20 protein-coding genes and 2 pseudogenes are annotated in these 24,346 nt (G+C 64.2%); 12 read left to right on the forward strand and 10 right to left on the reverse strand.

All coding sequences use genetic code 11. The features are described from left to right. From ACVDG8_RS26475 to amaB, 5 genes are all read left to right on the forward strand, one after another. Complete coding sequence (locus ACVDG8_RS26475) at positions 1-885, forward strand: transglutaminase family protein (protein ID WP_447251076.1); 885 nt, start codon at positions 1-3, stop codon at positions 883-885. A gap of 131 nt (positions 886-1,016) precedes the next feature. Beyond that, entirely contained in the window at positions 1,017-2,117 is a 1,101-nt protein-coding gene (locus ACVDG8_RS26480; protein WP_447251077.1) for a DNA topoisomerase IB, read from the forward strand. 110 nt (positions 2,118-2,227) lie between these two features. Then, complete coding sequence (locus ACVDG8_RS26485; protein ID WP_447251078.1) at positions 2,228-2,602, forward strand: YciI family protein; 375 nt, start codon at positions 2,228-2,230, stop codon at positions 2,600-2,602. Continuing rightward, complete coding sequence (locus ACVDG8_RS26490; RefSeq protein ID WP_447251079.1) at positions 2,599-3,873, forward strand: RNA polymerase sigma factor; 1,275 nt, start codon at positions 2,599-2,601, stop codon at positions 3,871-3,873. Before ACVDG8_RS26485 ends, ACVDG8_RS26490 begins: the two co-directional genes overlap by 4 nt. 184 nt (positions 3,874-4,057) lie before the next feature. Then, positions 4,058-5,572, forward strand: a complete 1,515-nt coding sequence (gene amaB, locus ACVDG8_RS26495; RefSeq protein ID WP_447251080.1) for an L-piperidine-6-carboxylate dehydrogenase — start codon at positions 4,058-4,060, stop codon at positions 5,570-5,572. A 243-nt stretch (positions 5,573-5,815) separates the two neighbouring features. On the opposite strand, the gene ACVDG8_RS26500 is transcribed toward amaB, so the two are convergent. From ACVDG8_RS26500 to ACVDG8_RS26525, 6 genes are all read right to left on the reverse strand, one after another. Next, positions 5,816-6,892, reverse strand: coding sequence for an ABC transporter ATP-binding protein (locus ACVDG8_RS26500; RefSeq protein ID WP_447251081.1), 1,077 nt, complete (start codon positions 6,890-6,892; stop codon positions 5,816-5,818). Next, the gene (locus tag ACVDG8_RS26505; protein ID WP_447251082.1) at positions 6,879-7,817 is read right to left on the reverse strand and encodes a PfkB family carbohydrate kinase; all 939 of its coding nucleotides are present in this window, start codon (positions 7,815-7,817) and stop codon (positions 6,879-6,881) included. Before ACVDG8_RS26505 ends, ACVDG8_RS26500 begins: the two co-directional genes overlap by 14 nt. Then, positions 7,817-8,833, reverse strand: a complete 1,017-nt coding sequence (locus ACVDG8_RS26510; protein WP_447257095.1) for an SIS domain-containing protein — start codon at positions 8,831-8,833, stop codon at positions 7,817-7,819. The genes ACVDG8_RS26505 and ACVDG8_RS26510 overlap by 1 nt, the downstream gene beginning before the upstream one ends. Before the next feature lie 2 nt (positions 8,834-8,835). Then, on the reverse strand, positions 8,836-9,681 hold the full coding sequence (locus tag ACVDG8_RS26515) for a carbohydrate ABC transporter permease (protein WP_447251083.1): 846 nt from the start codon (positions 9,679-9,681) through the stop codon (positions 8,836-8,838). Continuing rightward, on the reverse strand, positions 9,681-10,565 hold the full coding sequence (locus ACVDG8_RS26520) for a carbohydrate ABC transporter permease (protein ID WP_447251084.1): 885 nt from the start codon (positions 10,563-10,565) through the stop codon (positions 9,681-9,683). The genes ACVDG8_RS26515 and ACVDG8_RS26520 overlap by 1 nt, the downstream gene beginning before the upstream one ends. Positions 10,566-10,644: 79 nt before the next feature. After that, the gene (locus ACVDG8_RS26525) at positions 10,645-11,883 is read right to left on the reverse strand and encodes an extracellular solute-binding protein (protein ID WP_447251085.1); all 1,239 of its coding nucleotides are present in this window, start codon (positions 11,881-11,883) and stop codon (positions 10,645-10,647) included. 226 nt (positions 11,884-12,109) lie between these two features. On the opposite strand from ACVDG8_RS26525, the gene ACVDG8_RS26530 reads away from it, so the two are divergent. Beyond that, positions 12,110-13,312 carry an ROK family protein gene (locus ACVDG8_RS26530; RefSeq protein ID WP_447257096.1) on the forward strand — a complete coding sequence of 401 codons (1,203 nt, stop codon included), beginning with the start codon at positions 12,110-12,112 and terminating at the stop codon, positions 13,310-13,312. Positions 13,313-13,333: 21 nt separating this feature from the next. Here ACVDG8_RS26530 and ACVDG8_RS26535 read toward each other — a convergent pair whose 3' ends face one another. Next, a complete protein-coding gene (locus ACVDG8_RS26535) occupies positions 13,334-13,873 on the reverse strand; it encodes a hypothetical protein (protein ID WP_447251086.1) in 540 nt (179 codons plus the stop codon). A gap of 111 nt (positions 13,874-13,984) precedes the next feature. Continuing rightward, a complete protein-coding gene (locus ACVDG8_RS26540; protein ID WP_447251087.1) occupies positions 13,985-14,851 on the reverse strand; it encodes a hypothetical protein in 867 nt (288 codons plus the stop codon). Positions 14,852-15,377: 526 nt separating this feature from the next. Here ACVDG8_RS26540 and ACVDG8_RS26545 point away from each other — a divergent pair. The 6 genes and pseudogenes from ACVDG8_RS26545 to ACVDG8_RS26570 all read left to right on the forward strand — a co-directional run bounded on the left by ACVDG8_RS26545 (position 15,378) and on the right by ACVDG8_RS26570 (position 21,985). Further along, a complete protein-coding gene (locus ACVDG8_RS26545; RefSeq protein WP_447251088.1) occupies positions 15,378-16,211 on the forward strand; it encodes a GNAT family N-acetyltransferase in 834 nt (277 codons plus the stop codon). Positions 16,212-16,357: 146 nt separating this feature from the next. Next, positions 16,358-17,595: pseudogene (locus ACVDG8_RS26550) on the forward strand (sarcosine oxidase subunit beta family protein). Positions 17,596-17,608: 13 nt separating this feature from the next. Continuing rightward, positions 17,609-17,878, forward strand: coding sequence for a sarcosine oxidase subunit delta (locus ACVDG8_RS26555; RefSeq protein ID WP_447251089.1), 270 nt, complete (start codon positions 17,609-17,611; stop codon positions 17,876-17,878). Then, the gene (locus ACVDG8_RS26560) at positions 17,875-20,754 is read left to right on the forward strand and encodes a sarcosine oxidase subunit alpha family protein (RefSeq protein WP_447251090.1); all 2,880 of its coding nucleotides are present in this window, start codon (positions 17,875-17,877) and stop codon (positions 20,752-20,754) included. Before ACVDG8_RS26555 ends, ACVDG8_RS26560 begins: the two co-directional genes overlap by 4 nt. Next, positions 20,747-21,271 carry a hypothetical protein gene (locus tag ACVDG8_RS26565; RefSeq protein ID WP_447251091.1) on the forward strand — a complete coding sequence of 175 codons (525 nt, stop codon included), beginning with the start codon at positions 20,747-20,749 and terminating at the stop codon, positions 21,269-21,271. Before ACVDG8_RS26560 ends, ACVDG8_RS26565 begins: the two co-directional genes overlap by 8 nt. A gap of 51 nt (positions 21,272-21,322) precedes the next feature. Beyond that, the gene (locus tag ACVDG8_RS26570) at positions 21,323-21,985 is read left to right on the forward strand and encodes a TetR/AcrR family transcriptional regulator (protein WP_447251092.1); all 663 of its coding nucleotides are present in this window, start codon (positions 21,323-21,325) and stop codon (positions 21,983-21,985) included. Positions 21,986-22,260: 275 nt separating this feature from the next. Here ACVDG8_RS26570 and ACVDG8_RS26575 read toward each other — a convergent pair whose 3' ends face one another. Together ACVDG8_RS26575 and ACVDG8_RS26580 are read right to left on the reverse strand one after the other, a co-directional pair. Next, the gene (locus ACVDG8_RS26575) at positions 22,261-22,800 is read right to left on the reverse strand and encodes an NADH-quinone oxidoreductase subunit B family protein (RefSeq protein ID WP_447251093.1); all 540 of its coding nucleotides are present in this window, start codon (positions 22,798-22,800) and stop codon (positions 22,261-22,263) included. Positions 22,801-22,812: 12 nt separating this feature from the next. Further along, positions 22,813-24,328 (reverse strand): annotated as a pseudogene (locus ACVDG8_RS26580) (hydrogenase large subunit). Between the last annotated feature and the right edge of the window lie 18 nt (positions 24,329-24,346).

Raw genomic sequence — 24,346 nt, forward strand, 5'->3', positions numbered from 1 at the left:
ATGCTGTACGATATCAGGCTTCATCTCAGCTACGATTATGACGCGGCGGCCGGTGGCAGCCGACATCAGGTGCGTGTGTTGCCGCCGACCATCGCGGGCGTGCAGCGTGTGATCGCCGCCTCGCTTTCGTTTGTACCGACTCCTTCGGAGCGCACCGATTTTTCCGATTTCTTCGGCAACAATGTCACGGCGATCGCCTTTCGCGATGTCCATGACGGGCTCGACATAAGGATGAGCGCGCGCGTATCGGTATCGCGTCCGGAGCCTGGGCTCGATGTGTCGCCCGATCTGCAGCGCCTGAGGGAAGAACTCGGTGCGGTGCAGTCGCTGGCGCCGGATACGCCGCACCACTTTCTCGCCGCCAGCGATCATGTCGGCATCGATGCCGCGATCACCGCCTATGCGCGGCAGAGCCTTGCCGGTTCGACCACCGCCACGGTCATGGACCTGTGCAACCGCATCCACCGGGATTTCAGCTATGACGGCAAAGCGACGACCGTGCAGACCCGGGCCAGCGACGCCTTTGCCCTGAAGCGCGGCGTCTGCCAGGATTTCTCGCACATCATGATCGCCGGCCTGCGCGGACTTGGCATTCCGGCCGGTTATGTCAGCGGCTTCCTGCGCACCATTCCACCCAAGGGCAAGCCACGACTCGAAGGCGCCGATGCCATGCATGCCTGGGTGAAAGCCTGGTGCGGGCGCGATGCCGGCTGGCAGGAATTCGACCCGACCAACGGCATACGGGCGAGCAACGACCATATCACCGTCGGCTACGGCCGCGACTATTCCGATGTGGCGCCGATCGTCGGCGTGCTGAAGACGACGGGCGGCCAGGTCGGCGAACAGGCGGTCGATGTCATTCCAGTCGCGCTGGAAAAGGCCTGACGGCCATGAATCCGTTGTGCGGCGGCTGCGATCTCGCGAAGCCTGCTTGTGGCCTGACGCCATTCTGAAGGGCGTGACGGAACCAGTGGCGAGTCCGGCGCTTATCTCTGAGAAATTCTCGTGGAGGGGGCATGCTGGACAGATCCCGGACGCCATCCGGCCGATCGTCTGCCGGGCAGGCATGCAATGGTGCGCCGAAGAACGGCGCCCAGACCTCGGCCGACCAAGCCTCGCTGATTTATGTCAGCGACAGCGAGCCAGGTATCCGCCGTCTCAAGGCAGGCGAGGGGTTTTCCTACAAAGGGGCAAAAGGACAGGCTGTCAGCGCTTCGGCGATCGCCCGTATCAAGGCGCTGGCAATTCCGCCGGCGTGGACGGATGTCTGGATTTCACCCGATCCAGCCGGCCATATCCAGGCGACCGGACGCGACCAGCGTGGACGCAAGCAGTATCGCTACCATGCACTTTGGGCCGCCGAGCGCGACGGCGCCAAATATTCGAGCCTGGTCGCTTTTGCGGAGAGCCTGCCGGAATTGCGCCGCCGCATCGATGCCGATCTGCGCCGCCACGGCCTGCCGTTCGAACGCGTCGTCGCGGCGGTCGTCTGGCTGCTCGACAACACGATGATCCGTGTCGGCAACGCCGCCTATGCGCGCGACAACAAGAGTTTTGGGCTCACCACGCTGCGTGACCGCCATGTCGACATCAAAGGGTCGAGCTTGCGGTTTGCCTTCAAGGGCAAGTCCGGCAAGGAATGGAAGCTGAAATTGGTCGACCGGCGCATCGCCCGGATCGTGCGCGGCGCCCAGGACATTCCCGGACAGCAGCTGTTCCAGTATCTCGACGAGGACGGCGAGAGGCGCAAGCTGCGCTCCGACGACGTCAACCGTTACATACGCGATGCCATCGGCGCCGAATTCAGCTCCAAGCATTTCCGCACCTGGGGCGGCACCATCCACGCGGCGTCTCTGTTTGCCGAAACCGAGCTTCCCGAAAGCAAGGCCCAGCAAAAGCGGGTCATCAACAGCATCATCGACAAGGTGGCCGAGCGACTTGGCAACACCCGCGCGGTTTGCCGCAAATGCTACATCCACCCGCTCGTTTTCGACGCGTGGTCCGAGGGGCGGTTGCTGAGCGAAATGGCCGAGGCCAACAAGCGAAAGCGGCTGATAGCCGGCCTCGACGAGGAGGAAACGCTGGTTCTCAGATGGTTGCAGGCGCACGGCGCCTGAAGACAGAAAAGAATGCAGCCGGGCCGGTGATCGCCAACCAAACTTTTTTATCGACCTGGTGTCGGGAAGGGCCCTACTGTCGCGTCCTTTGATATGGAAAGGACCCGCCAATGCTCTACGCCATCCTCTGCTATGCCTCCGAAGACGTCGTCAGCTCCTGGAGCAAGGAACAGGACGACGAGGTCATGGCGAAGATCCTCGATGTGCAGGAAAAATACGCCAAGGCCGGCCGTCTCGGACCAGTAGCGCGGCTGTTGCCGACGACGGCGGCGACGACACTGCGCAAGGTCAAGGGTGAGTCGATCGTGCTCGACGGCCCCTTCGCCGAGACCAAGGAGCAGTTTCTCGGTTTCTACACGCTGGAATGCAACCACCTCGACGAAGCGGTCGAGTTTGCCCGCGAGCTTTCCGAGGTCAATCCGAGCGGCGGCTCCTATGAAATCCGACCGGTTTCGGTCTTCAATCCGACAAAAGTTGCAGTATGACCGAGCTTGCCTGGATAAGCACCGCGATCAGCAACGCCCGCCCGCAGGCGATGGGCGCGCTGCTGCGCTACTTCCGCAACCTCGACGCGGCGGAAGAGGCTTTCCAGGACGCGTGCCTCAGGGCGCTCAAGAATTGGCCGAAGAACGGGCCGCCGCGTGACCCAGCGGCCTGGCTGATCTTCGTCGGCCGCAACAGCGGCATCGACGCGGTGCGCAAGGGCGCCAAACAGGCGCCGATGCCGGAAGAGGACCAGATCTCCGATCTGGAGGATGCCGAGGGCGACATGGTTGAGCGGCTGGATGGAGCGCATTACCGCGACGACATCCTGCGACTGCTGTTCATCTGCTGCCATCCGGACCTGCCGGCAACGCAGCAGATCGCGGTGGCGCTGCGCATCGTCTCCGGCCTCACCGTCAAACAGATCGCGCGCGCCTTCCTGGTCGGCGAGAGCGCCATGGAACAGCGCATCACGCGGGCCAAGGCGCGCATTGCCGACGCCGGCGTGCCGTTCGAGACGCCGGGCGCGGTCGAGCGCTCCGAGCGGCTCGCGGCGGTTGCCGCCATGGTCTATTTGATCTTCAACGAAGGCTATTCGACCAACAGCGGCGAGGCGCCGGCCCGCGCGCCACTCTGCGAGGAGGCGATCCGGCTGGCCCGCCTGCTGCTCAGGCTGTTCCAGGCGGAGCCAGAGATCATGGGGCTGACAGCGTTGCTTCTGCTGCAGCATGCGCGGGCGCCGGCGCGCTTCGACGCAAATGGCGAGATCATCCTGCTCGACGACCAGGACCGGTCGCTGTGGAGCCGCAAGATGATCGACGAGGGGCTGGCGCTGGTCGACAAGGCGCTGCGCCACCGCAAACCTGGCCCTTACCAGGTGCAGGCAGCGATCGCGGCACTGCATGCGCGGGCGCCGAAGCCCGAGGACACCGATTGGACCGAGATCGACCTGCTTTACAGCCTGCTCGAGCAGATGCAGCCGTCACCGGTGGTGACGCTGAACCGTGCGGTCGCGGTGAGCAAGGTGCGTGGTCCGGAAGCGGCGCTTGCCATGATCGAACCGCTGGAAGACCGGCTTTCGGGCTATTTCCACTTCTTCGGCCTGCGCGGCGGACTGTTGATGCAACTCGGCCGCAACGAGGAGGCGCGCGTCGCCTTCGACCGCGCCATCGCCTTGGCCAATACCGCCGCCGAGGCCGCGCATATCCGCATGCATATCGACCGGCTGATCAAGGAAAGCGCCGGGAAGTCCTCGATCGAGAAGGCACATTGAGCCGTTTGCGCTGCCTGGCCTAATTTCGCGCTCCGGCCTTGGACCATGCCGGGGTGGCGGTTTTTCCTTGAAACGAGTAATGCCACGCCATGAAAGCGCCCAAGCGTGCCCCGCGGCACGGACAGGACATGGCGCGTGGCGTCCACGCCCGCCCTATGAGAGGCGGGATCTGAAAGGGATAAAAATGACGATAGCGATGGAAACGGCTGAACTTCTGGCGAAACTGGGCGTGGCCAAGGATGCGCTGACCGGCGGCGACCTCATCGTGCGCAGCCCGGTGACCGGCGAACAGATCGCGGCGCTGAAGTCGATCTCGGCCGCCGATGCCGGCAAGGCCATCGATGCCGCGCACAAGGCGTTCCAGGCCTGGCGGCTAGTGCCGGGTCCAAAGCGCGGCGAGCTGGTGCGCCTGCTCGGCGAGGAATTGCGCGCCCACAAGGACGAGCTCGGCCGGCTGGTGTCGATCGAGGTCGGCAAGATCCCGTCCGAAGGCCTCGGCGAAGTGCAAGAGATGATCGACATCTGCGATTTCGCCGTCGGTCTCTCCCGGCAATTGTATGGCCTGACCATCGCCACCGAGCGTCCCGGACATCGCATGATGGAGACCTGGCACCCGCTTGGCGTCGTCGGCGTCATCTCGGCCTTCAACTTCCCGGTCGCGGTGTGGTCGTGGAATTCGGCGCTCGCCTTCGTCTGCGGCGACGCCGTGGTGTGGAAGCCGTCGGAAAAGACGCCGCTGACCGCACTTGCCTGCGAGGCGATCTTCAAGCGCGCCGCCAAGCGCTTTGGCGCCGATGCGCCCGATGGCCTGCTGCAGGTGCTGATCGGCGACCGCGTCGTCGGCGAAGTGATGGTCGACCATCCGAAGGTGCCGCTGGTTTCGGCCACCGGTTCGACCCGCATGGGCCGCGAGGTCGGCCCTCGGCTTGCCAAGCGGTTCGCGCGCGCGGTGCTTGAGCTCGGCGGCAACAATGCCGGCATCGTCTGCCCGACCGCCGATCTCGACATGGCGCTGCGCGCCATCGCCTTCGGCGCCATGGGCACCGCCGGCCAGCGCTGCACGACGCTGCGGCGGCTGTTCGTGCATGACAGCGTCTATGACGCTTTGCTGCCACGCCTGAAGAAGGCCTATCAGAGTGTTTCGGTCGGCAATCCGCTCGAAGGCAAGGCGCTGGTCGGTCCGCTGATCGACAAGGCAGCCTTCGACAACATGCAGAAGGCGCTGAAGGAAGCCAGCGCCCATGGCGGCAAGGTGACGGGCGGCGCGCGCGTCGAGAACGGCCATCCGGACGCCTATTACGTGCATCCGGCACTGGTCGAAATGCCCAAGCAGGTGGCTCCTGTCACTGAGGAGACCTTCGCGCCGATCCTTTACGTGATGAAATATTCCGACTTCGACGCGGTGCTCGACGAGCACAACGCGGTAGGCGCCGGGCTGTCGTCGTCGATCTTCACCCGCGACCTGCAGGAGTCGGAGCGTTTCCTCGGCGTCGACGGTTCGGATTGCGGCATCGCCAATGTCAACATCGGTACGTCGGGCGCCGAGATCGGCGGCGCGTTCGGCGGCGAGAAGGAAACTGGCGGCGGCCGCGAGAGCGGCTCGGATGCCTGGAAGGCCTATATGCGCCGCGCCACCAACACGGTGAACTTCTCCAAGGCACTGCCCCTGGCGCAAGGCGTGTCGTTCGACATCGACTGAACGCGGCAAGGCGCCGGCGGAAAACGGCGCCTGCTATTGGCCGATACGTATCAGTTCACGCAGGTGGAAGGCGTGCAGAAGGCCGTGACGCTGGACAGTTTCCGACGCTTGTCCAGCGTCGGCTTTTCATAAGTCTTCTTCATGCGGCCCCTCGCGCGCGTCGTTGCCAAATGTGCGCAACATGGGCGTCATACCGCCTTCGCACCGATAGAGGCATCTCCCGCACGGGGGATGTTTCGTTGTTCAGAAGGCGTTGCCGGTCGCCGGGTCGAACAGGCGAAGCGCGTCGTCGTCGAAGGCGAGGCGGCATGCATCGCCCTTGGCGATACGGAGCCGCGGCGGCAAGGTTGCCGTCAACCTTTGCGTGCCGATACGGGCTGTGGTGACCTGTTCGGGACCGGTCAGTTCGACGACGTCGATCTCGACCGGCAGCGACAGGCCGGCATCGTTGCCCTGGCCAAGGCGGAGCGCCTCGGGCCTCACCCCGACGACGACCGGCGCGCCGTTTTGAGCGGCCTTTGCGTAACGCGCAGGGACTGCCAGCCGCACATCCGCGCCGGCAATGGCAAGCTTGCCATCCTCGACGGTCGCTTCCAGCATGTTCATCGACGGTGCGCCGACGAAGCCCGCGACATAGAGCGTCGCCGGATTGTTGTAGATCTCTTCCGGGGTACCGAGCTGTTCGATACGGCCGTCACGCATCACGGCGATGCGGGTCGCCAGCGTCATCGCCTCGATCTGGTCGTGCGTTACGTAGACGACTGTGGTGTGCAGCATCTCGTGCAGGCGCTTCAACTCAGTGCGCATTTCGAGGCGCAGCTTGGCGTCGAGGTTGGAGAGCGGCTCGTCGAACAGGAACACCTGCGGCTTGCGCACCAGCGCCCGGCCGATGGCGACGCGCTGGCGCTGGCCGCCGGAAAGCTGGCCGGGCTTGCGCTCGAGCAGGTTCTCGATCTGCAGAAGCCGTGCCGCCTCGTGCACGGCCTTGTCGCGCTCAACCGCGGGAACCTTGCGCATTTCCAGGCCGAAGCCGATGTTGCGATGCACGGTCAGGTTCGGATAAAGCGCATAGGACTGGAAGACCATTGCGATGTCGCGGTTCTTCGGATGCACGCCAAGCACCGAGCGGCCACCGATCAGCACGTCGCCGCTGGTCGCTTCGGCGAGGCCGGCGATGATGTTGAGCAAGGTCGACTTGCCGCAGCCCGACGAGCCGAGCAGCACCAGGAACTCGCCGCTTTCCAGCGTGATGTCGATGCCTTTCAGCGTCTCGATGCTGCCGTAGTTCTTGCGGATATCACGGATTTCAAGCGCGCTCATTGACAACGTCCTCGAATTCAATCGGCCCGCTATAGTCGCGGGGCAGGGTTGAGATGGCGCGCGACGCCACCCGAATGGCGTCGGAGAGACAGCTGTCCAGCGGCTGCTCTCGCGCCAGTGCCGCCAGGAAGGCAGCGTTGAAGACATCGCCGGCGCCGATCGTGTCGACCACTTTCACGCGCGGCGCGGCTGCTTCGATGAGCTCGCCGTCGGGGCCGATCGCGATCGCGCCATCGGGTCCGCGCTTGACCACGGCGGTGGCGCCGTTCCTCATGCCGTCACGGATCTTGCGCGCGGCTTCCACCGGGTTCTCGAGACCGGCAAGCGTCGTCATCTCGACCTCGTTGAAGAGGGCGAGTTCACAGCGCGACAGCCAGCCGCGGGTGGCCGCGCAGCTCGCCTCCGTCCAGCCGTCGATCGGCCAGCCTGTATCGAGCGCAACAGCGATGCTGTGCGCCTCCGCCCAGTCGAAGAAGGCATCGTAGTCACGGGTCAGGTCATTGGTCAGGAACGAACCGCAAAGCAGTGCGTAGCCGCCGGAAAGCCGATCGCCATCCAGCACGGACACCACGTCGCCCAGGCTGAAACGCGGCAGGTGGCCGCGCGTGGTGAAAAAGGTGCGCTCGCCATCGGGATGAGTCATGCCGACCGATAAGGTCGTGCCTTCGCGATATACAGGCCATTTTTGCGCGCGCGCGCCGAAAGCCTCGCTCAGCCAGCGGCCGAACTGGTCGTCGCCGATGTTGGCCGCGATCTCGAAATCGATACCCAGCGCCTGCCAGGCCAGCGCTGTGTTGCCGGCCTGGCCGCCGACACGCAGATCGTCGTGGTCGACGACGGTCTCGGTGCCGGCCTTCGGCCATGGCGCGACCGGGCCGACGATCAGGTCGACATTGACGTTGCCGATCACTGCAAGCGGCCGCATCATTCGCTCCGCGTGATCTTGGTGGTGCGCACCGGCGTTCCGGCATTGTCGACGCGAGCGTCGGCGAAGGCGATCATCAGGCGCTGGGCGACCGGCAGCATGGCGAAGATCGCAGCAAGTCCGGATGCCGGCCTGAAGGCCAATGTGACCGCGCCCGCGACCGGCGGCCCGCCCGAAGCGTCGAACACGATCAGCGGCGCGCCGGTCTCGACCACGGAAACGGCCATGGCGGTGACGAGGTCGGCGGTCGGGTCGTCGCCGCGGAACAGCACGACGCCGATTTTCGGGTCCAGCATTTCCATCGGCCCGTGGCGCAACTGGCCGCCTTCGAGCGAATAGCACGGCAGGCGCGACAGCTCCGTCAGGCCGAGCGCCAGCGCCTCGGCCAAGCCCTGCAGTCGGCGACCAGACGTGACGACAGTCTGCACCTTGTCCAACGCAGCCAAGGCGGCGTCGATCTCAGCCGCTTCAGGCGCCGTGAGTACCGCCAGCGCCGCGGCAGGATCCTCGCCAAGCGCGGCGAGGATTGCAAGATGGAGGGCGAAGGTCACGGTCAGGCTGCGCGTCGCGGCAAAGGCAAGCTCGGTGCCGCCGGCGCCGACGAGACAAGGCACGGTGCGGCCAAGGAAGGAGCCGGCCTCCAATGTCAGTCCGAAAATGTCGGCGTGCTGGCCCGTTTCAGAGAACCAGCGCACGACTTCGGCGCTTTCGCCGGATTGCGAATTGACAATCACCGTTTTGCCTTCAAGCGGCAGCTTCTGTCCAAGCTGTTCCGAGAGCGGCAAGGCGATGGCCTCGATGCCATGCGCGCGATAGAGCGGCTCGACGGCGCGAGCGACGGCATGCGAGGCGCCCATGCCGAGCAGGATCAGCTTGCCGTTGCGCTTGATCGAGGCGGCAACTTCAGCGGCGACATCCTTGTTGCTTTCGAAGGAAGCGAGCGCATCCTGATGCTGGCGCGCCATCTCGCGGTCGATCGCGACGAGGCCGGAGGGACGGGGTCGTTCTGCAGTCATCATTATCCTTTCACGCCGCCGCTGGTGAGGCCCGAGATCAGCGCGCGTTGCATGACGAGGCCGATCAGCACCGGCGGCAAGGCCGCCAGCACGCCGGCGGTGGCGATCAGTCCGTAGTCGGAGACGCGGCCACCGGCGAGATCGGCAATGGCGACGGTCAGCGTCTTTGCTCGCTGGTCCGAGGTGAAGAGCAAGGCATAGAAGAACTCGTCCCAGGCAAGCAGCACGGCAAACAGCGCCGATGTCGCGACCACGGGCGCGGCCAGCGGCAGAGTGATGATGCGCCAGGTCTGGAGCAATCCGGCGCCGTCGATCATGGCGGCGGCCTCGATCTCGCGCGGGATGGAATCGAAGCCCGATTTCATCAGCCAGGTGGTGAAGGGCGCCAGGATCGTCAGATAGATCAGCGCCAGGCCAAAGACGTTGTTGAGCAGGCCGAGATAGGAGAGACCCATATAGAGCGGCACCGAGAGCGCTACCGGCGGCAGCATGTAGGTGGCGATCACCATCGACAACGACCAGCCGACCGAAGGCGTGCGCGAGACCGCCCAGCCGGCGGGCACCGCCAGCAGGATCGCGGCAAGCGTCGCCATGCCGGCAATCTCCAGGCTGTTGCGCAACGATGCGGTGAAGGCGGCGCCGGCGCTGTTCTCGGCCGTCGACAGGAGTTGCGCGTAGCGCGAGAAGTCGACGCTCTGCGGCCACCAGCGCAGCGGCTTGTCGGCGAGGTCGGCCGCCGGCGATATGCTCATGATGAAGAGCCAGGCGAGCGGCGCCAGGATGAGCGCGGCAAGCAGGATGCCGCAGATGTAGATGAAAGCGGTGAAGACCGGGTTCTGGCGTTCCATCAGGCCGCACTCCCCGCGGTCTTGCGCACCAGCGCCGCATAGGCGACGGCGAGCACGGTGACGAGCAAGGTGACGATCAGCGCCAGCGAGGCGCCGGAGCCGGCGCGCTGGAACGAGAAGGCCTCCTGATAGACCAGGATCGACAAGGTGCGCGTGCTGTTGGCCGGACCGCCGCGCGTCATCACCCAGATGATGTCGAAGACCTTGAAGGCCTCGATGGTGCGTAGCACCAATGCCACCATCAGCGGGCCGGCGAGATAGGGCAGGATGACAAAGCGGAAGCGGTTGAACGGCCCGGCGCCATCGACAAGCGCGGCGGCGGTGATGTCGCGCGGCACCGCCTGCAGGGCGGCGAGCGCGATCAGCGCTACGAGCGGAAAATTCTTCCAGCAGTCGGCGACGATCAACGCCACCAGCGCCGTTCCCGGCTCACCGAGCCAGGAGCGGTAGTCGCCAATGATATGAAGCTGCGTCAATGCTGCATTCAGCGCGCCATATTCGGGATTGTAGATCAGCCGCCACAGCGTCGCGTTGACAACGGTCGGCAGCGCCCAGGGCAGGATCATCAGCCCGCGCAGCACCGCGCGGCCGCGGAATTGCTGGTTCAACAGCAGTGCTGCCAGAACGCCGAGCACCATCTCTGCCGCAACCGAGACGACCGCGAACCAGGTGGTGGTGGCCAGCGTGCGGGTGAAGTTCGAGCTGGCCAGCATGTTGGTGTAATTGTCGAAGCCGACATAATTGCCCGACGTGCCGACCAGTTGGGCATCGGTGAAGGAAAGCCGAACGGTATCGACCAGTGGCCAGCCTATAATTGCGACCATGATCACCAGGAGCGGCAGCATCAAGAGCCACGCGCGAGTCGTCATCCAGGTGCCTGACATGCAGGGCGCCTCTCTTCCTTCGACGGGTCAGAAATAGCACGGGCGGCATCAAGCCGCCCGCACATACGGAAATGGCAGATCAGAGGCCGCTGTTCTGCGCCGCCGTCTTCAGCGCGTCTTCCGGCGTCGTCTGGCCAAGCAGCGACTCCTGAATGGCCTGCTGCAGGGCGGTCGACAGCTGCTGGTACTTCGGCGTGGTCGGCCGCGGATACATGGCGGCGAGACCGAGCTTGGCGGCGGCGATCAGTTCTTCCTGGCCCTTGGTGACGGCCGGGTCGTCATAGGACGATCCCCAGATCGGCAGCGAGAGCTTGGCATACTGGTTCTGCGTCGCCTGCGAGGTCATGAACTCGATGTACTTCCAGGCTTCGTCCTGGTGCTTCGACACTGCGGTGATGCCGAGGCCCATCGAGCCGTTGACGGCCGACACCTCGCTGGTGCCGGCAACGCCGGGCGCCGGCACGACGCCGACCTTGCCGGCGACCTTGGAGTCCTTCGGATCGTTGGCCATGTTGTACATGTAGGTCCAGTTCAGCGCGAATGCGGCGTCGCCGTTCTCGAACACCTTGCGGACGTCCTCCTCGAGGAATTCCTTGGAGTTCGGATTGGTAAGGCCCGACTTGTAGCTGTCGACCATGTATTTCAGCGCCGAGACGCCGCCGCCATTCTGGAAGTCCGGCTTGCCATCCTTGAGGAAGTCGCCGCCATAGGCGCTGACCAGCGTGGTGTAATCACAGATAGCGGCCTCGGCCTGCGACCAGCTCCAGGCGATCGGTGTCTTCAACAGGCCCTTGTCCTTGATCATCTTGGCCTGTTCGCCAAGCTCTTCCCAGGTCTTCGGCGGCGTCTTGATGCCGGCCTTCTCAAGGATTTCCTTGTTGTAGAACAGGTACTTGGTATCGAGGATCCACGGCATGCCGTAATATTTGCCGTCATACTGGACGGTGGTCCAGGCGCCGGGCAGCACGCCCTTCTTCATGTCGTCGGTGATCTTGGACGAGACATCGACCAGCACCTTGTTGGTGGCGTATTCGGCCGGCCAGATGACGTCGAACAGCACCACGTCGTAGCCACCGCCGGAGCCCTGGGCGAGCACTGTCTTGTCGTGCAGGCCCTCATAGGGAACGAATTCAAGATTGACCTTGATGTCCGGATTGGCCTTGGTAAAGGCTTCCGTCATGGCGCGCACGTCGGCCTCGCTATAGGCGGCCTGGGCCATGAACAGCGCGTTAAGCGTGGTGTCGGCGAAGGCGTGAGGGACAAGCAGCCCGCCCGCGAACACCGCGCCCAGAAGTGTCTTTCCGATAGATTTCAGCATTTGTGTTCTCCCATTTTTCGACAGGTTCACAGGAGGCGGCGAAGGTACTGCCACTTCCTCGAATTTCCATATCGCGTGTGACCGGATCTGCCGGAGCGGTCAGCGGCGAGAGGCTTGGCCCCGCCGTCTTTTTTTCTCAGAACCGCCCTGACTTCACCATTAAGTCAATTCGCTTGACTTAATTAGTCGATCAATCCTTTAATGGAGTCAAGAGGGGAAAATGAAGGTGCACGACGTCAGCCCGATCCGCGCCAAGAGCGGCACCAACCAGGAAGGCACAAGCGCACATAACCGCCGCGTCATGATCGAGGCGTTGCGGCTCAACGGCGCGCTTTCGCGTGCCGACCTGGCGCGGGCGACGCAGCTCACCAAGCAGGCTGTTTCCAACATCATCGAGGATCTTGAGCGCGACGGGCTGGTCGTGGCGCTGGACGCGGTGCGCAAGGGCAGGGGGCAACCGTTCACACCCTACCGGCTGGTGCCCGAGGGCGCCTTTGCGATCGGGTTGCAGATCGACCGGCATCTGACGCGCGTCGTGGTCGTCGATCTCGTCGGCAATGTCATCGCCCGCGCCGATGCCGGCCTGCCGTTCGACGAACCGTCGGAAGGCGTGGCGATCATCCTCGCGCTGATATCCGATGTCAGGCGCGAGCTGGCGGGATTGTTCGCCCAATCCGAGCCGCGGCTGGTCGGGCTCGGCGTCGCCATGCCGGGACCGTTCGGCCTGAAGAATTCCGACAACAAATGGATGATGCCGGCCTGGCAGCAATTTCCCCTGGTCGAGGCGCTCGCGGCCGGAACCGGGCTGAATGTCGGCCTGCAGAACGACGCCGCGGCTTGCGCGACGGCCGAGCGCATCGTCGGCGCCGCGCATGGCGTCGACCACGCCGTCTGCCTCTATGTCGGGTATGGCATCGCGGCGGGGCTCATCCTCAACGGCGAACTCTACAGCGGCGGCAACGGCAATGCCGGCGAAGTCGGCATGGCGTTGCTTTCGCCTGCCGGTGCCGGCTCGACGCCGCTCGAACATCGCGCATCGCTGGCCTCGCTCTATCAGCATCTCGGGCTCGATCCGACCGGGGCAAACCTCTACGAAAAGATCGGCGAATTGGCGATTGCTGAAGACCCCAAGGTCATGGACTGGATCAAAGACGCCGCGCGCGACCTGCGCTGGAGCGTGCATCTGATCGAGACGATCTTCGATCCGCAGACCGTCATTCTCACCAGCAGCGCGCCGGAAGCCCTGGCGCGCCGCCTGCTGGATGCCATGCAGCCCCTCTTGCCGTCGATTGCCGATCGTCCTGCGCGGCGCCTGCCGCGCCTGCAACTCGGCACCACCGACCCTTGGGCGATCGCCGTGGGCGCGGCGGCCGAACCGATCAGCCGGGCCTTCGACCCGCGCTTCTCGGCCATCCTGAAGGCCGGGTAGGTTGAGGAATTGGTTTGCCGGCTATGCCAGGCACCCGCCGAATGCCGCGTCGATGATGGCGAGCTTCACCGCCTGCGCGGCCACATATTCACCGTAGAACTCATTCGAGATCCACATGACCGAATGGCCGCGCTGGCCAAGCCAACCGACGCTGCCGAGCGTGCCAAGGTGGACATAAACCCAACCCGTCAACGCCTCCAGGGTCGCGGCGGTCAACAGCAAAGGGCGAATGCGTGCATCGTCGCCGCTCGGGCCGACCTCGATGAAATTGTAGTGCTCCATCTCCTTGATGAAGGCATGGGCCGTATTTCGGGTCGCCACCCGATGCTGGACGGTGACATCGACGAAACGCGCCGCCGTCATCTCCTTCCGGTAGTCACCGGGGTCCCGGCGGAAATGCAACGCAAGGCCGATATGAGCCATCAGCCAGCGTTGCTGGGTGGCAAAGACCGCAGATGCCCGCGGGTTCGCTTCAAGGGCCTGCAGAAGCGCCAAGGCTTGCGCCCGCACACAAGCATGCAGTGCGGGATGGCCAGCTATGTCTTCGAAGTTCAGCACCATCCTCCAGAATCCAACCCAAAATCCCATGATGCTGGGAAGCCGATAGCAGGTTCGATCCACAACCGCCAGCACAACCGCTGGTTTTTCGCGTGTATTAGTAGAGTGCGGCGGTCAGCTTTGCGGGAAGCTGGACAGACAGGCCTCGAAGGCCACGTCGACGACGGCGAGCTTGGCGGACTGCACGGCCATGTATTCGTCGAAGAACTGGCGCGAAACCCACATCACGGAATGGCCGCGCTGGCCGACCCAGCCGATGCTGCCGAGTGCCTCGGCATCACGGAGTTTTCGCGACAGATGGGTGCGCGAGAGCTTCAGCCAATGCGCGAATTCGCCGACCGAAATGACGCTGGTCGGAATCTTGTCTAGATGGGCGTCCTCCGGGTCGATGCCGGACATCAGCCAGTCCATGACAATCCCGCCATTGTTTAGCCAGATAAACAAGGAGAAGGTCTGCTTTGGCTCCCGTACCCCGGTGCTGGTCAACAGCCCGTCGCTGATCAAGGGCTGCAAGGTGGATAGCATCTCTGGCCGATCGAGGAAGGTTGCCAGCCGGATCCCGCCATCGACGCGGTCGAGCGTCCTCAAATGCGCATGAATCCAGCCGGTGAAGGTCTCGATGGTGGCAGAAGTCGGTCGCAAGGGATGGGCACGACCGTCCCCGCTCGTCGAAAGATATTCGGCGATGTTGTAGTGCAGCATCTCCTTGAGAAAGGCTTCGGCGGTGTTGCGGCTGGCCACCGAATTGCGCCGCACGACCTCAATGAAGCGCGCGGTCGTCAGCTCGGTGCGGCGGTCGTTGGGATCGCGCCGAAAGTGCATGGCAAGACCGACATGACCGAGCAGCCAGCGCTGCTGGGTCGCAAAGACGGCCGCGAGCCGTGGACTTGTTTCATAGATATGGATGAGCGCGCGCGATTGCTCCTGGACACCACGAAGGGTGGCTGGATGACTGGCGATCTTTTCGGCACTCAGCGGCATTTCCTGCGGTACTCCATGCGATTCCAAAGCAACGACAAAGGAAGATTCCCAGTCTTCGCCGGTCGTGTCCAGTTGCCCATTGGAACAACACCCAAGCATCGGGCATGTTCCCGGCTAACCCTTTGCATCGATTTGCAAAACCCGTCCCAATAATAGTCCGGCCGGCAAATTGACGAGTCCCGGTGAGCGGGCATAGGGTTTTAGCCATCGGGGCCGCGGGGAGCGCTTTCCCGGCACGTATCCGGCGTTGACAGCTACGGCATCACGCAAGGAACGCTCTACAACGGCAACTAGGCGATCAGTTACGTCGGCGCCGATCCGCAGACGATGGCCGAGGACCCGCGCTTCGACGAAGCCACGTTCTGCCGCTCCGTTGGAATGATTTCCACCGTATGCGTCGTGGCGTCGGCCGAGCCGGCCGGTGCCGGTCAATAGTGGGACGTCAATGGAGGCCTTGCAGCCTGCAAGTGGTGGCCTATCCTGACGGCTTGAGGTCTCTTACCAAGACACATCCTTGAGTCAAACGATGCCAAGAACGATCCGGACACTGACGGCCAGCGAAGTGGAAACACTTGTCGACTGGGCGGCCAGTGAAGGCTGGAATCCCGGGCTCGGCGACGCCGCCGCGTTGCGGGCAGCCGATCCGGAAGGGTTTATCGGCGCCTTCGCCGACGGCGAGATGGTGACCGGTATTTCGGCCGTCGCATACGGCTCGAGCTTCGGCTTCATCGGCCTCTACATCTGCCGGCCCGAACGGCGTGGCGAAGGCCACGGCAAGGCGGTCTGGTATGCCGGCATGGCACGCCTCGGCAACCGCATCATCGGTCTGGACGGTGTCGCCGAGCAACGCGCCAACTACCAGCGCATGGGCTTCGTGCCCGCCTATGAGACTGTCCGCTACAGCGGTCGCCCCGCAGGATTGCCTGGCGATGGCGACATACGGCCGGTGACGTCAGCCGACATGGCGGAAATACTCGCTTACGATCGCCAGTGCTTCGCGGCACCGCGAGAGGCATTCCTTCGGGAGTGGCTGCAGCCGCCGAGGATCGCGATCATGTCTGCCGGTCCATCCGGCATTACCGGCTATGGCGTGGCGCGCCGTTGCCGGGAGGGTTTCAAGATCGGGCCGCTGTTTGCGGACGGTGTTGACGCGGCCTTGGCGATGATGGCTCATCTCTGCGCCGCGACCGCCGATGCGACGTTGCATATCGACGTGCCGGCGAGCCAGGCCGGGTTCACCGCCATCCTTCAGGCCGCCGGCCTGGTTCCAGGCTTCGCCACCACCCGCATGTACAAGGGAGGCGATCCTGGACTTGAGGCGTCGCGAGTTTTCGGCATCACGACGCTGGAATTGGGCTGATCGCGGCTGCATGGCGACCAGTTGCGAGGAGTCACGTCCCGGTCCCGATAAATATCTTTCAGAAGACGACTGCAGTTGAATGGACACATATGTCCATTCACGCTAAATACGTCCGCAAGATCGGCGTTCGTTGGTCCGGAGCGGGCATGACCAGACATTATTCAGCGCTTTCGCTGTTCAAGGAAGGCCTTGCCGGCCAGACCGGCTGGGAAAAGGCATGGCGCTGCGCTATGACGCCATCATCATAGGCGGTGGCGGCCACGGCCTTGCCACCGCCTACTATCTGGCGAAGAATCACGGCGTCACCAACGTCGCACTGCTTGAAAAGGGTTGGATCGGCGGCGGCAACACCGGCCGCAACACGACCGTCGTGCGCTCGAACTATTTCTACCCCGAAAGCGTGGCGATCTACGGCCTGGCCCACAGCCTTTATAAGACGCTGTCGAAGGACCTGAACTACAATGTGATGCTTTCCCAGCGCGGCGTCCTCACGCTTGCGCACAGTGAAGCGGCGACGGAAACCGCGGCGCGATCTGTCAACGCCATCCAGGTCAACGGTGTCGACTGCGAGCTTTATTCCGTCGAGGATGTGCGCCGCGTCGTGCCGATCTACAATTTCAGCCCGGACGCCCGCTTCCCGGTCTACGGCGGCACCTGGCAGCCGAGCGGCGGCACCGCCCGGCATGATGCCGTCGCCTGGGGCTATGCGCGCGCGGCGGGCCGTCTCGGCGTCGACATCATCCAGAACTGCGAGATCCTGGATTTCATCATCGAGGACGGACGCTGCCGCGGCGTCGTCACCTCGCGCGGCGCGATCCGCGCCGAGCGCACGGGAATGGCGGTGGCCGGCCATTCCTCCGTGCTGGCGGCGAAAGCGGGATTTCGGCTGCCGATCAATTCCTACGCGCTGCAGGCCTGCGTGTCCGAACCGGTCAAGCCGATCATCGACACGGTGGTGATCTCGCCGGACACCGGAGTCTATGTCAGCCAGTCGGACAAGGGCGAACTGGTGATCGGCGGCGCGCTCGACCGCATCCCGTCCTACGGCCAGCGCGGCAATCTGCCGGTGCTGGAAGGCGTGATCGCCGGCATGCTCGAAATGTTTCCGATCTTCGGCCAGCTGAAGATGATGCGGCAATGGGCGGGCATCGTCGATGTCGTCCCGGATTCCTCGCCGATCATCGGTGAATCGCCGCTGCCCGGCCTGTTCCTCAATTGCGGCTGGGGCACGGGCGGCTTCAAGGCGATCCCCGCCGGGGGCACGCTGCTTGCCCATCTGCTTGCCACCGGCAAACACCACGACATCAGCCGGCCTTTCGATCTCGACCGCTTCGCCCGCGGCCGCCTGGTCGACGAAGCCGCCGGCTCCGGCATTGCCCATTGAAGGTGTAAAGAAGATGCAGCTCTTTCCCTGCCCGTTCTGCGGGCCGCGCGAAGAAAGCGAATTTCACTATGGCGGAGAGGCCGGCAATCTTCGGCCCGACGGCACAGACGTGACGGCCGAACGCTGGGCCGGCTATCTCCATATGCGTGACAATCCCAAGGGCGCGACCCGCGAGATCTGGGTGCATCTGACCTGCGGCGAGTTCTTCGCGATGAACCGCGACAGCGTCAATCATCAGGTGTCGGGTTCTTCCGTTCTCGGCGAAGCGGAGCACGGCGCATGAGCGCGTCCCGTCTTGCCACCGGCGGCAGCGACATCGATCGCGCTTGCACGCTATCCTTCACTTTCGACGGCAGGCGTGTCGAGGGCTTTGCCGGCGACACGATCGCCTCGGCTTTGCTTGCCAGCGGCCAGGTCGTTGTCGGCCGCAGCTTCAAATATCACCGGCCGCGCGGCATCTGGGGCGCCGGCGTCGAGGAGCCCAACGCGCTGGTCGATGTCGAGAGTGCCGACGGCCGGGTACCGAATGCGCGGGCAACGACGGTGCCGGCTGCGGACGGTCTCGTGGTCAAGAGCGTCAACGCATCGCCGACGGCGGTTGCCGACCGCAACGCGGTGCTCGACCGCTTTGCCCGCTTCCTGCCGGCAGCCTTCTACTACAAGACCTTCATGTGGCCGGACTGGCACCTGTTCGAGCCGCGCATCCGCGCCATGGCCGGCCTGGGCGTCGTCGACAGAGGCTGGAAGCCGCGTCGTGTCTCGGACCAGATCAACCATCACTGCGACGTGCTGGTGGTCGGCGCCGGACCGGCCGGCCTCGCCGCGGCTGCAAGTGCGGCGGCGGCAGGGCATTCGGTTGTCCTGGTCGATGAGCGGACGCATCCCGGCGGGTCGCTGCGCCATCGCGCCGGCGAAGTCGACGGTGTGGAGGGTGCGGGCTGGGTCGAGGCTGTTGTCGCGAAGCTGAAGAGCGGCGGCCAGCTCGTGCTCGGCGATACCACCGCCTTCGGTCTCTACGATCACAATCTGGTCGCGCTCAACCAGCGGCATGGCGATGGCCGGCCGGACACGTTGTGGCGGGTACGGCCGCGCCGCATCGTGCTGGCGACCGGGGCGATCGAGCGACCGGTTCCGTTCGCCAACAACGATCTTCCGGGTATCCTCTCCGCCGATGCGGCGCTCAGCTATCTGCGCCGGCATGGCGTGCTGGTCGGTCGCCAGATCGTGATCGCGACCAACAATGACAGCGCCTACGAACCTGCGGCGGCGCTCGCGGCAGCCGGCGCGTCGGTGACGGTGGTCGATTGCCGGCATGATGGCAGTTCGCCAGCGAGTGCCGACATTCGCGTTCTTGCGGGGCGCACGGTTACTGCGGCGCGTGGCAGCAACGCCGTCGAGGGTGTGCTGCTCGACGACGGCACGGCGCTTACCGCCGATTGCGTGCTCGTCTCGGGCGGCTGGACACCCACCGTGCATCTGTTCTCGCAGGCGAGGGGCAAGCTTGCCTGGAGCGACAAGCTCGCGGCTTTCGTTCCGGGCGAAGCCATTGACGGGATCGCCGTTGCCGGCGCCGTGGCTGGGACGGTCGCGCTCTCCGAGACTTTAGCCGGCGGCGTTGCGGCGCTCGGTCGGTTTGGCGCATCGTCGCCGGCGCCCCGCAGCACGGGGGCCGAGGCATCGCTTGGCGTCGTCGGCCTGTGGCCGAAGCCCAAGGCCAAGGGCCGTGTGTGGATCGATTACCAGAGCGACGTCACCGCCAAGGACGTCGAACTTGCGGCACGCGAGAATTTTGTCTCCGTCGAGCATTTGAAGCGCTACACGACGCTCGGCATGGCGACCGACCAGGGCAAGACGTCGAACCTGAACGGCCTGGCGCTGCTGGCCGATATCACCGGACGCGCCATCCCCGAGGTCGGCACCACGACCTACCGACCCCCATTCACGCCGGTGCCGTTCGCGAGCCTTGTGGGAGCACGCCGCGGCAGCATGCACGCGCCGATCCGCCGCCTGCCGCTGGAGGCGACCCATCGCGCCGCGGGCGGCGTGTTCCAGGAATATGGTGGCTGGCTGCGGCCTGCCTTTTACGGAAGCGGCGAAGCCGGCGCCGCAATCCAGGAGGAGGTGCGGCGCGCCCGGCAGTCCGTCGCGCTTTTCGACGGCTCGACGCTCGGCAAGATCGAGGTGATCGGCCCGCGCGCGGCCGAGTTCGTCGACTTCATCTATTACAACACCATGTCGACCCTGAAGCCTGGACATTGCCGCTACGGCTTCATGCTGTCGGAAAATGGCGTTGTCTTCGATGACGGGGTGCTGGTTCGCCTGGATGAACACCGCTTCGTCGTGTCCTGCTCGTCCTCGCATGTCACCGCCGTCCACGCCCGGCTGGAAGAGTGGCGGCAGGACCGGTTCGGCCGCGAGGCGGTCTATATCCACAATGCCACGGCGCAATACGCCACCTTGACCGTGTCAGGGCCAAACGCGCGGGGGCTGATGGGGGCGCTCGATCTCGGTATTGCGTTGGACGATACCAGCCTGCCGCACATGGCTGTCGCCGCTGGGCGGTTTGGCGGAGACGAGGTGCGCATCACCCGGGTCTCCTTCACCGGCGACAGGAGCTACGAAATCTCAATCCGCGCCGATCAGGCCGAAGCGCTGTGGGCAAGGATGCAGCAGGAGGGCCACGCGTTCGACGCCGTTCTGCTCGGCCTGGAGTCGCTGATGATCCTGCGCGCCGAAAAGGGCTACATCGTCATCGGCAAGGATACCGACGGCACCACCATGCCGCAGGATCTCGCCGTCGCGGGGCCGAGGACCAAACGCATGAGTGAGTTCGTCGGCCGGCGCTCGCTGTTCACGGAAGCGGCAAACGGTTCCGATCGCAATCAGCTTGTCGGCCTTGCGGTAGGCGAGGGCGAGGCGCCACTGGCGACGGGCGCGCATGGCGTGGAGAAAAAGGAAGAACGCCTCAGAAGCATCGGCTTCGTCACTTCCAGCTATCAGAGCCCGACGCTCAGCCGGCCGATTGCCCTGGCGCTCATCGAGAGGGGCGCCGCCCGGCACGGCGAAACGATCGACGTTCAACATCTCGGCGCCGTGCGGCAAGCGACCATCGTCGCGCCCTGCGCCTTCGATCCGGAAGGGAGGCGCCTCAATGCGTAATCTCGCAGAAAAGTGGCCGGCGGCGCCCGACTTCGCTACCGCGACGCTGAACAAGGACGGCGTGACCATACGAACGCTTGGCGGGCTAAGCCAGCTCCTGGTCAGCGGTGACCTGACGGCCTGGTCGAAGGCGTCGGGGCTTGCCGGCGAGGGGGTGGGAGCCGGCGCGGTTGCGAGGGGCGAAAAATACATGGTGCGGATCGCGCGCGATCGCATCCTTGCGGTCGGCGAACAGCCGTTTCCCATAGCCGCCGGCTGGCACGAGGGCGGGTTCGCGGTCTCGGTCGTGGATGCCGGGCTGCATGTGTTCGAGATCGAAGGGCCAGGTCTGACGGCCCTTGTCGCAAGAGCCACGTCGCTCGATCCGACACAGACGAGCCGCTCGGCTTCGGTGCTGTTCGCCGGTGTCAGCGTTCTGTTCTATCGGTTCGGCAACGTCGATCGTGCGCGTCTCCATGTAGAGCGTGGTTTTGCGCCATATCTTTGGGAATGGTTCCAGCAATCAGCAGTATTGTAGCCGCGCGGTTTCAGGTCTATCTAGCCGGCGTTCAATCTTGGCCGGCTCGCAATGCTTTCTGATTCCAGTGCTGAAGAAGTCGTGCGGCGGTCCGGTCTGGTCGGCAACACCAAGGTGACGCGCGAGGACTGGATGAAACTCGCGCTGGAGACGCTGATCTCCGAGGGCGTCGAGGCGGTGCGCGTGCTGGCGCTCGGGCAGAAACTGAACGTCTCCCGTTCCAGTTTCTATTGGTATTTCAAGAGCCGCCAGGATCTGCTTGACCAGCTGCTGGATTTTTGGCGCAACAACAACACGCGCTTCATCGTCGAGCAGGCCGGGCGGCCGGCCGCGACGATAACGCAGGCGGTGCTCAATATCTTCGAGTGCTGGCTGGATGAATCGCTGTTCAACCCGCGGCTGGATTTCGCCGTGCGCGCTTGGTCGCGCCAGTCAGCCAAGGTGCATCGGATCGTCCATGAGGAGGACGATGCGCGGGTCGACGCCATTCGCGCGATGTTTTCGCGGCACGGTTATGCGGAGACGGAGGCGTTCGTGCGGGCGCGCGTGCTCTACTTCACGCAGATCGGCTACTACTCGCTGGAGATCGTCGAGCCGGTGAGCAACCGTCTCTTCCTCACGCCATCCTACCTGCTCACGCACACAGGCGAGGAACCGGGTGCGGGCGAGGTGGAGGCCTTTGCCGAAAAGATGCTGCCGAGAAGCCGTAAGTAAGCAAGGGGCTTCGAACGCCGCAAGTGTCGTATCGAGCGGCTGCGGCCTGCGCACCGGCAGGATCAGCCTGCTTCCGGCGCAGTGGATCGGAAGCGTTGCGTTTTCGGGGACCGGGAAGACGATCGGCCAATGCGCCGTGGCACTCGGCTCAGTCGAAATTTGGGACCGAGGCTGGCTGATGCCCTTAACTCACGGCTACGCATTGGTTGGATCTATGCAGCGGTTGGATCGATGCAGCGACAAGGCCAACCCTGGCAAAGCCCCTACTTCGATAGTCACCTTCGGGAAACACCGGTCTTTGAATTCACGCCCTCAAGCAAGGCGAGCAGGCCTTTCAGAATTTCGATTGGCGGCGGCGGACAACCTGGAATGTGCAGATCTACAGGCAAGGCCTCCGACACCCCGCGCAGCACGGCATAGCTGCCGGCAAAACAGCCGCCATTGCCTGCGCAATCTCCAAGTGCGACTACCCATTTTGGGTTGGGTGTTGCGTCGTAGGTCCGCTTCAATGCCTCTCGCATGTTTTTTGTGACCGGTCCGGTAACGAGCAGTACATCGGCATGGCGCGGCGATGCGACGAACCGGATTCCAAAACGCTCGATGTCATAGAAGGCATTGTTCAGCGCGTGCATCTCAAGTTCGCAGCCGTTGCAGGAACCGGCATCGACCGCCCGGATCGACAGGCTTCGTCCCAATCGTTTGCGAGCGGCCCCATCGAGCGCGCGCGCAAGTTCGTCGACCGCCGTGCCGCTTGCCAACGGCGGACGCTCGGTGAGAGGGGGGCGTATCAGGCTTTCAAAAAGAAGCTTGCGCATGACGGCGTGCCTTTAGAGATCGTGTCCGGAATAGCTGCAGTTGAACGATTTGTTGCACAGCGGGAAGTCGGCAACGATATTTCCTTCGATAGCGGCTTCAAGCAGCGGCCATTGAAACCAAGAGGGATCGCGCAGGTGACAGCGTTCGACCAGCCCGCCCCTGCCAACGCGCAGCCAGGCCAGAATGTCGCCGCGGAAACCTTCGACCAGCGCCATGCCTTCATGCGCTTGGTCTGTCTGCGCGAAATCGACGCGGATCGGTCCGTCTGGCAGTTGTCGCAGGACTTGTTCGATGAGGGACAGGCTTTGTTCGACCTCGTGGATGCAGAATCCATACACGGGCGTTCACGTCGCCTTCCTGGAGGAGAGGCACATCGAAAGCGAGTTCGTCATAGGGTGGATAGGCGACATCGCGGCGGGCATCGAAGTCCCGGCCGGAGGCCCGGCCGACATACCCTCCGGCGCGGTACTGACGGGCAAGTTCCACTTTCAGCCGGCCAGTTGCGACTGTCCGATCCTGCAGCGACGCCGTGTTGTCGTAGAGTTCGACCAGCGCAGGAAACCGCTGCCTGATCTCAGCGATCAGGGACCTGAGCGCTGCCGTGCCCTCATCGCTCAGGAAGCTTGCCACGCCTCCGGGTATGATGCGGTCGCGCATCAAACGATGGCCGAAGGCAACATCGCTTGCCCGCAATACGCGCTCGCGCAGCACCCCGCAGTGGGCATGCATCAGCGCGAAGGCGGCATCATTGCAAATGGCGCCGATGTCGCCCAGATGATTGGCCAGGCGCTCCAGTTCGGCCATGAGCGCTCGCAACCAGACTGCGCGTGGGGGAACCTCGATGCCCAGCGCCACCTCGACCGCGCGGGCGAAAGCCAGGGAGTATGCCACAGTACTGTCGCCGGAGGTTCTGCCCGCCAGTTTGGCTGCGCGGTCGATATCGGATCCCGCCATCAGCCCTTCTATGCCCTTATGAGTGTATCCGAGACGTTCCTCCAGCCGGACGACCGTTTCGCCGCTCGCCGTGAATCGAAAATGCCCCGGCTCGATGATGCCGGCATGCACAGGTCCGACGGGGATCTGGTGCAGGCTTTCTCCCTCGGCCGGCAGGAAAGGGTAGGGGGAGGCTGTCGCAGCAGACGTCCGGACGGTACTCAGCGGATAGGTGACACCCCAATAGCCATGATCAAGCCACCGTCTCGTATCGGGCGCGCCTTGTGGCAGGAGCCCGAACAGGTCAGCAGCCGCACGTTCGAGCCGCAAGGCGGGCGGATGCAGCCTGCCGACGGATGGGTAGCGGCCATTCGGGCATTCCAGGCTGACAACGCCGATGTCCCCGGCGGTTTCGTCAAGAAGTGCCATGTGGACGGCGCCTGGCTCACCCCATAGGCCGAGCAGGCTCCAGTGGCCCGCGGCCAATTGCTCGGCGGCAAAGCCCCATTTTTTCGGAGTCACCACGGCGCGCGACCATGGGAAATGATTTTCGACACGTTGGCCGGCAAGGATGAGATCGATCAGCGCGGGCATGCTCTTTCTCTCCTCTGC

The sequence above is a fragment of the Mesorhizobium sp. ORM8.1 genome, assembly GCF_053005525.2.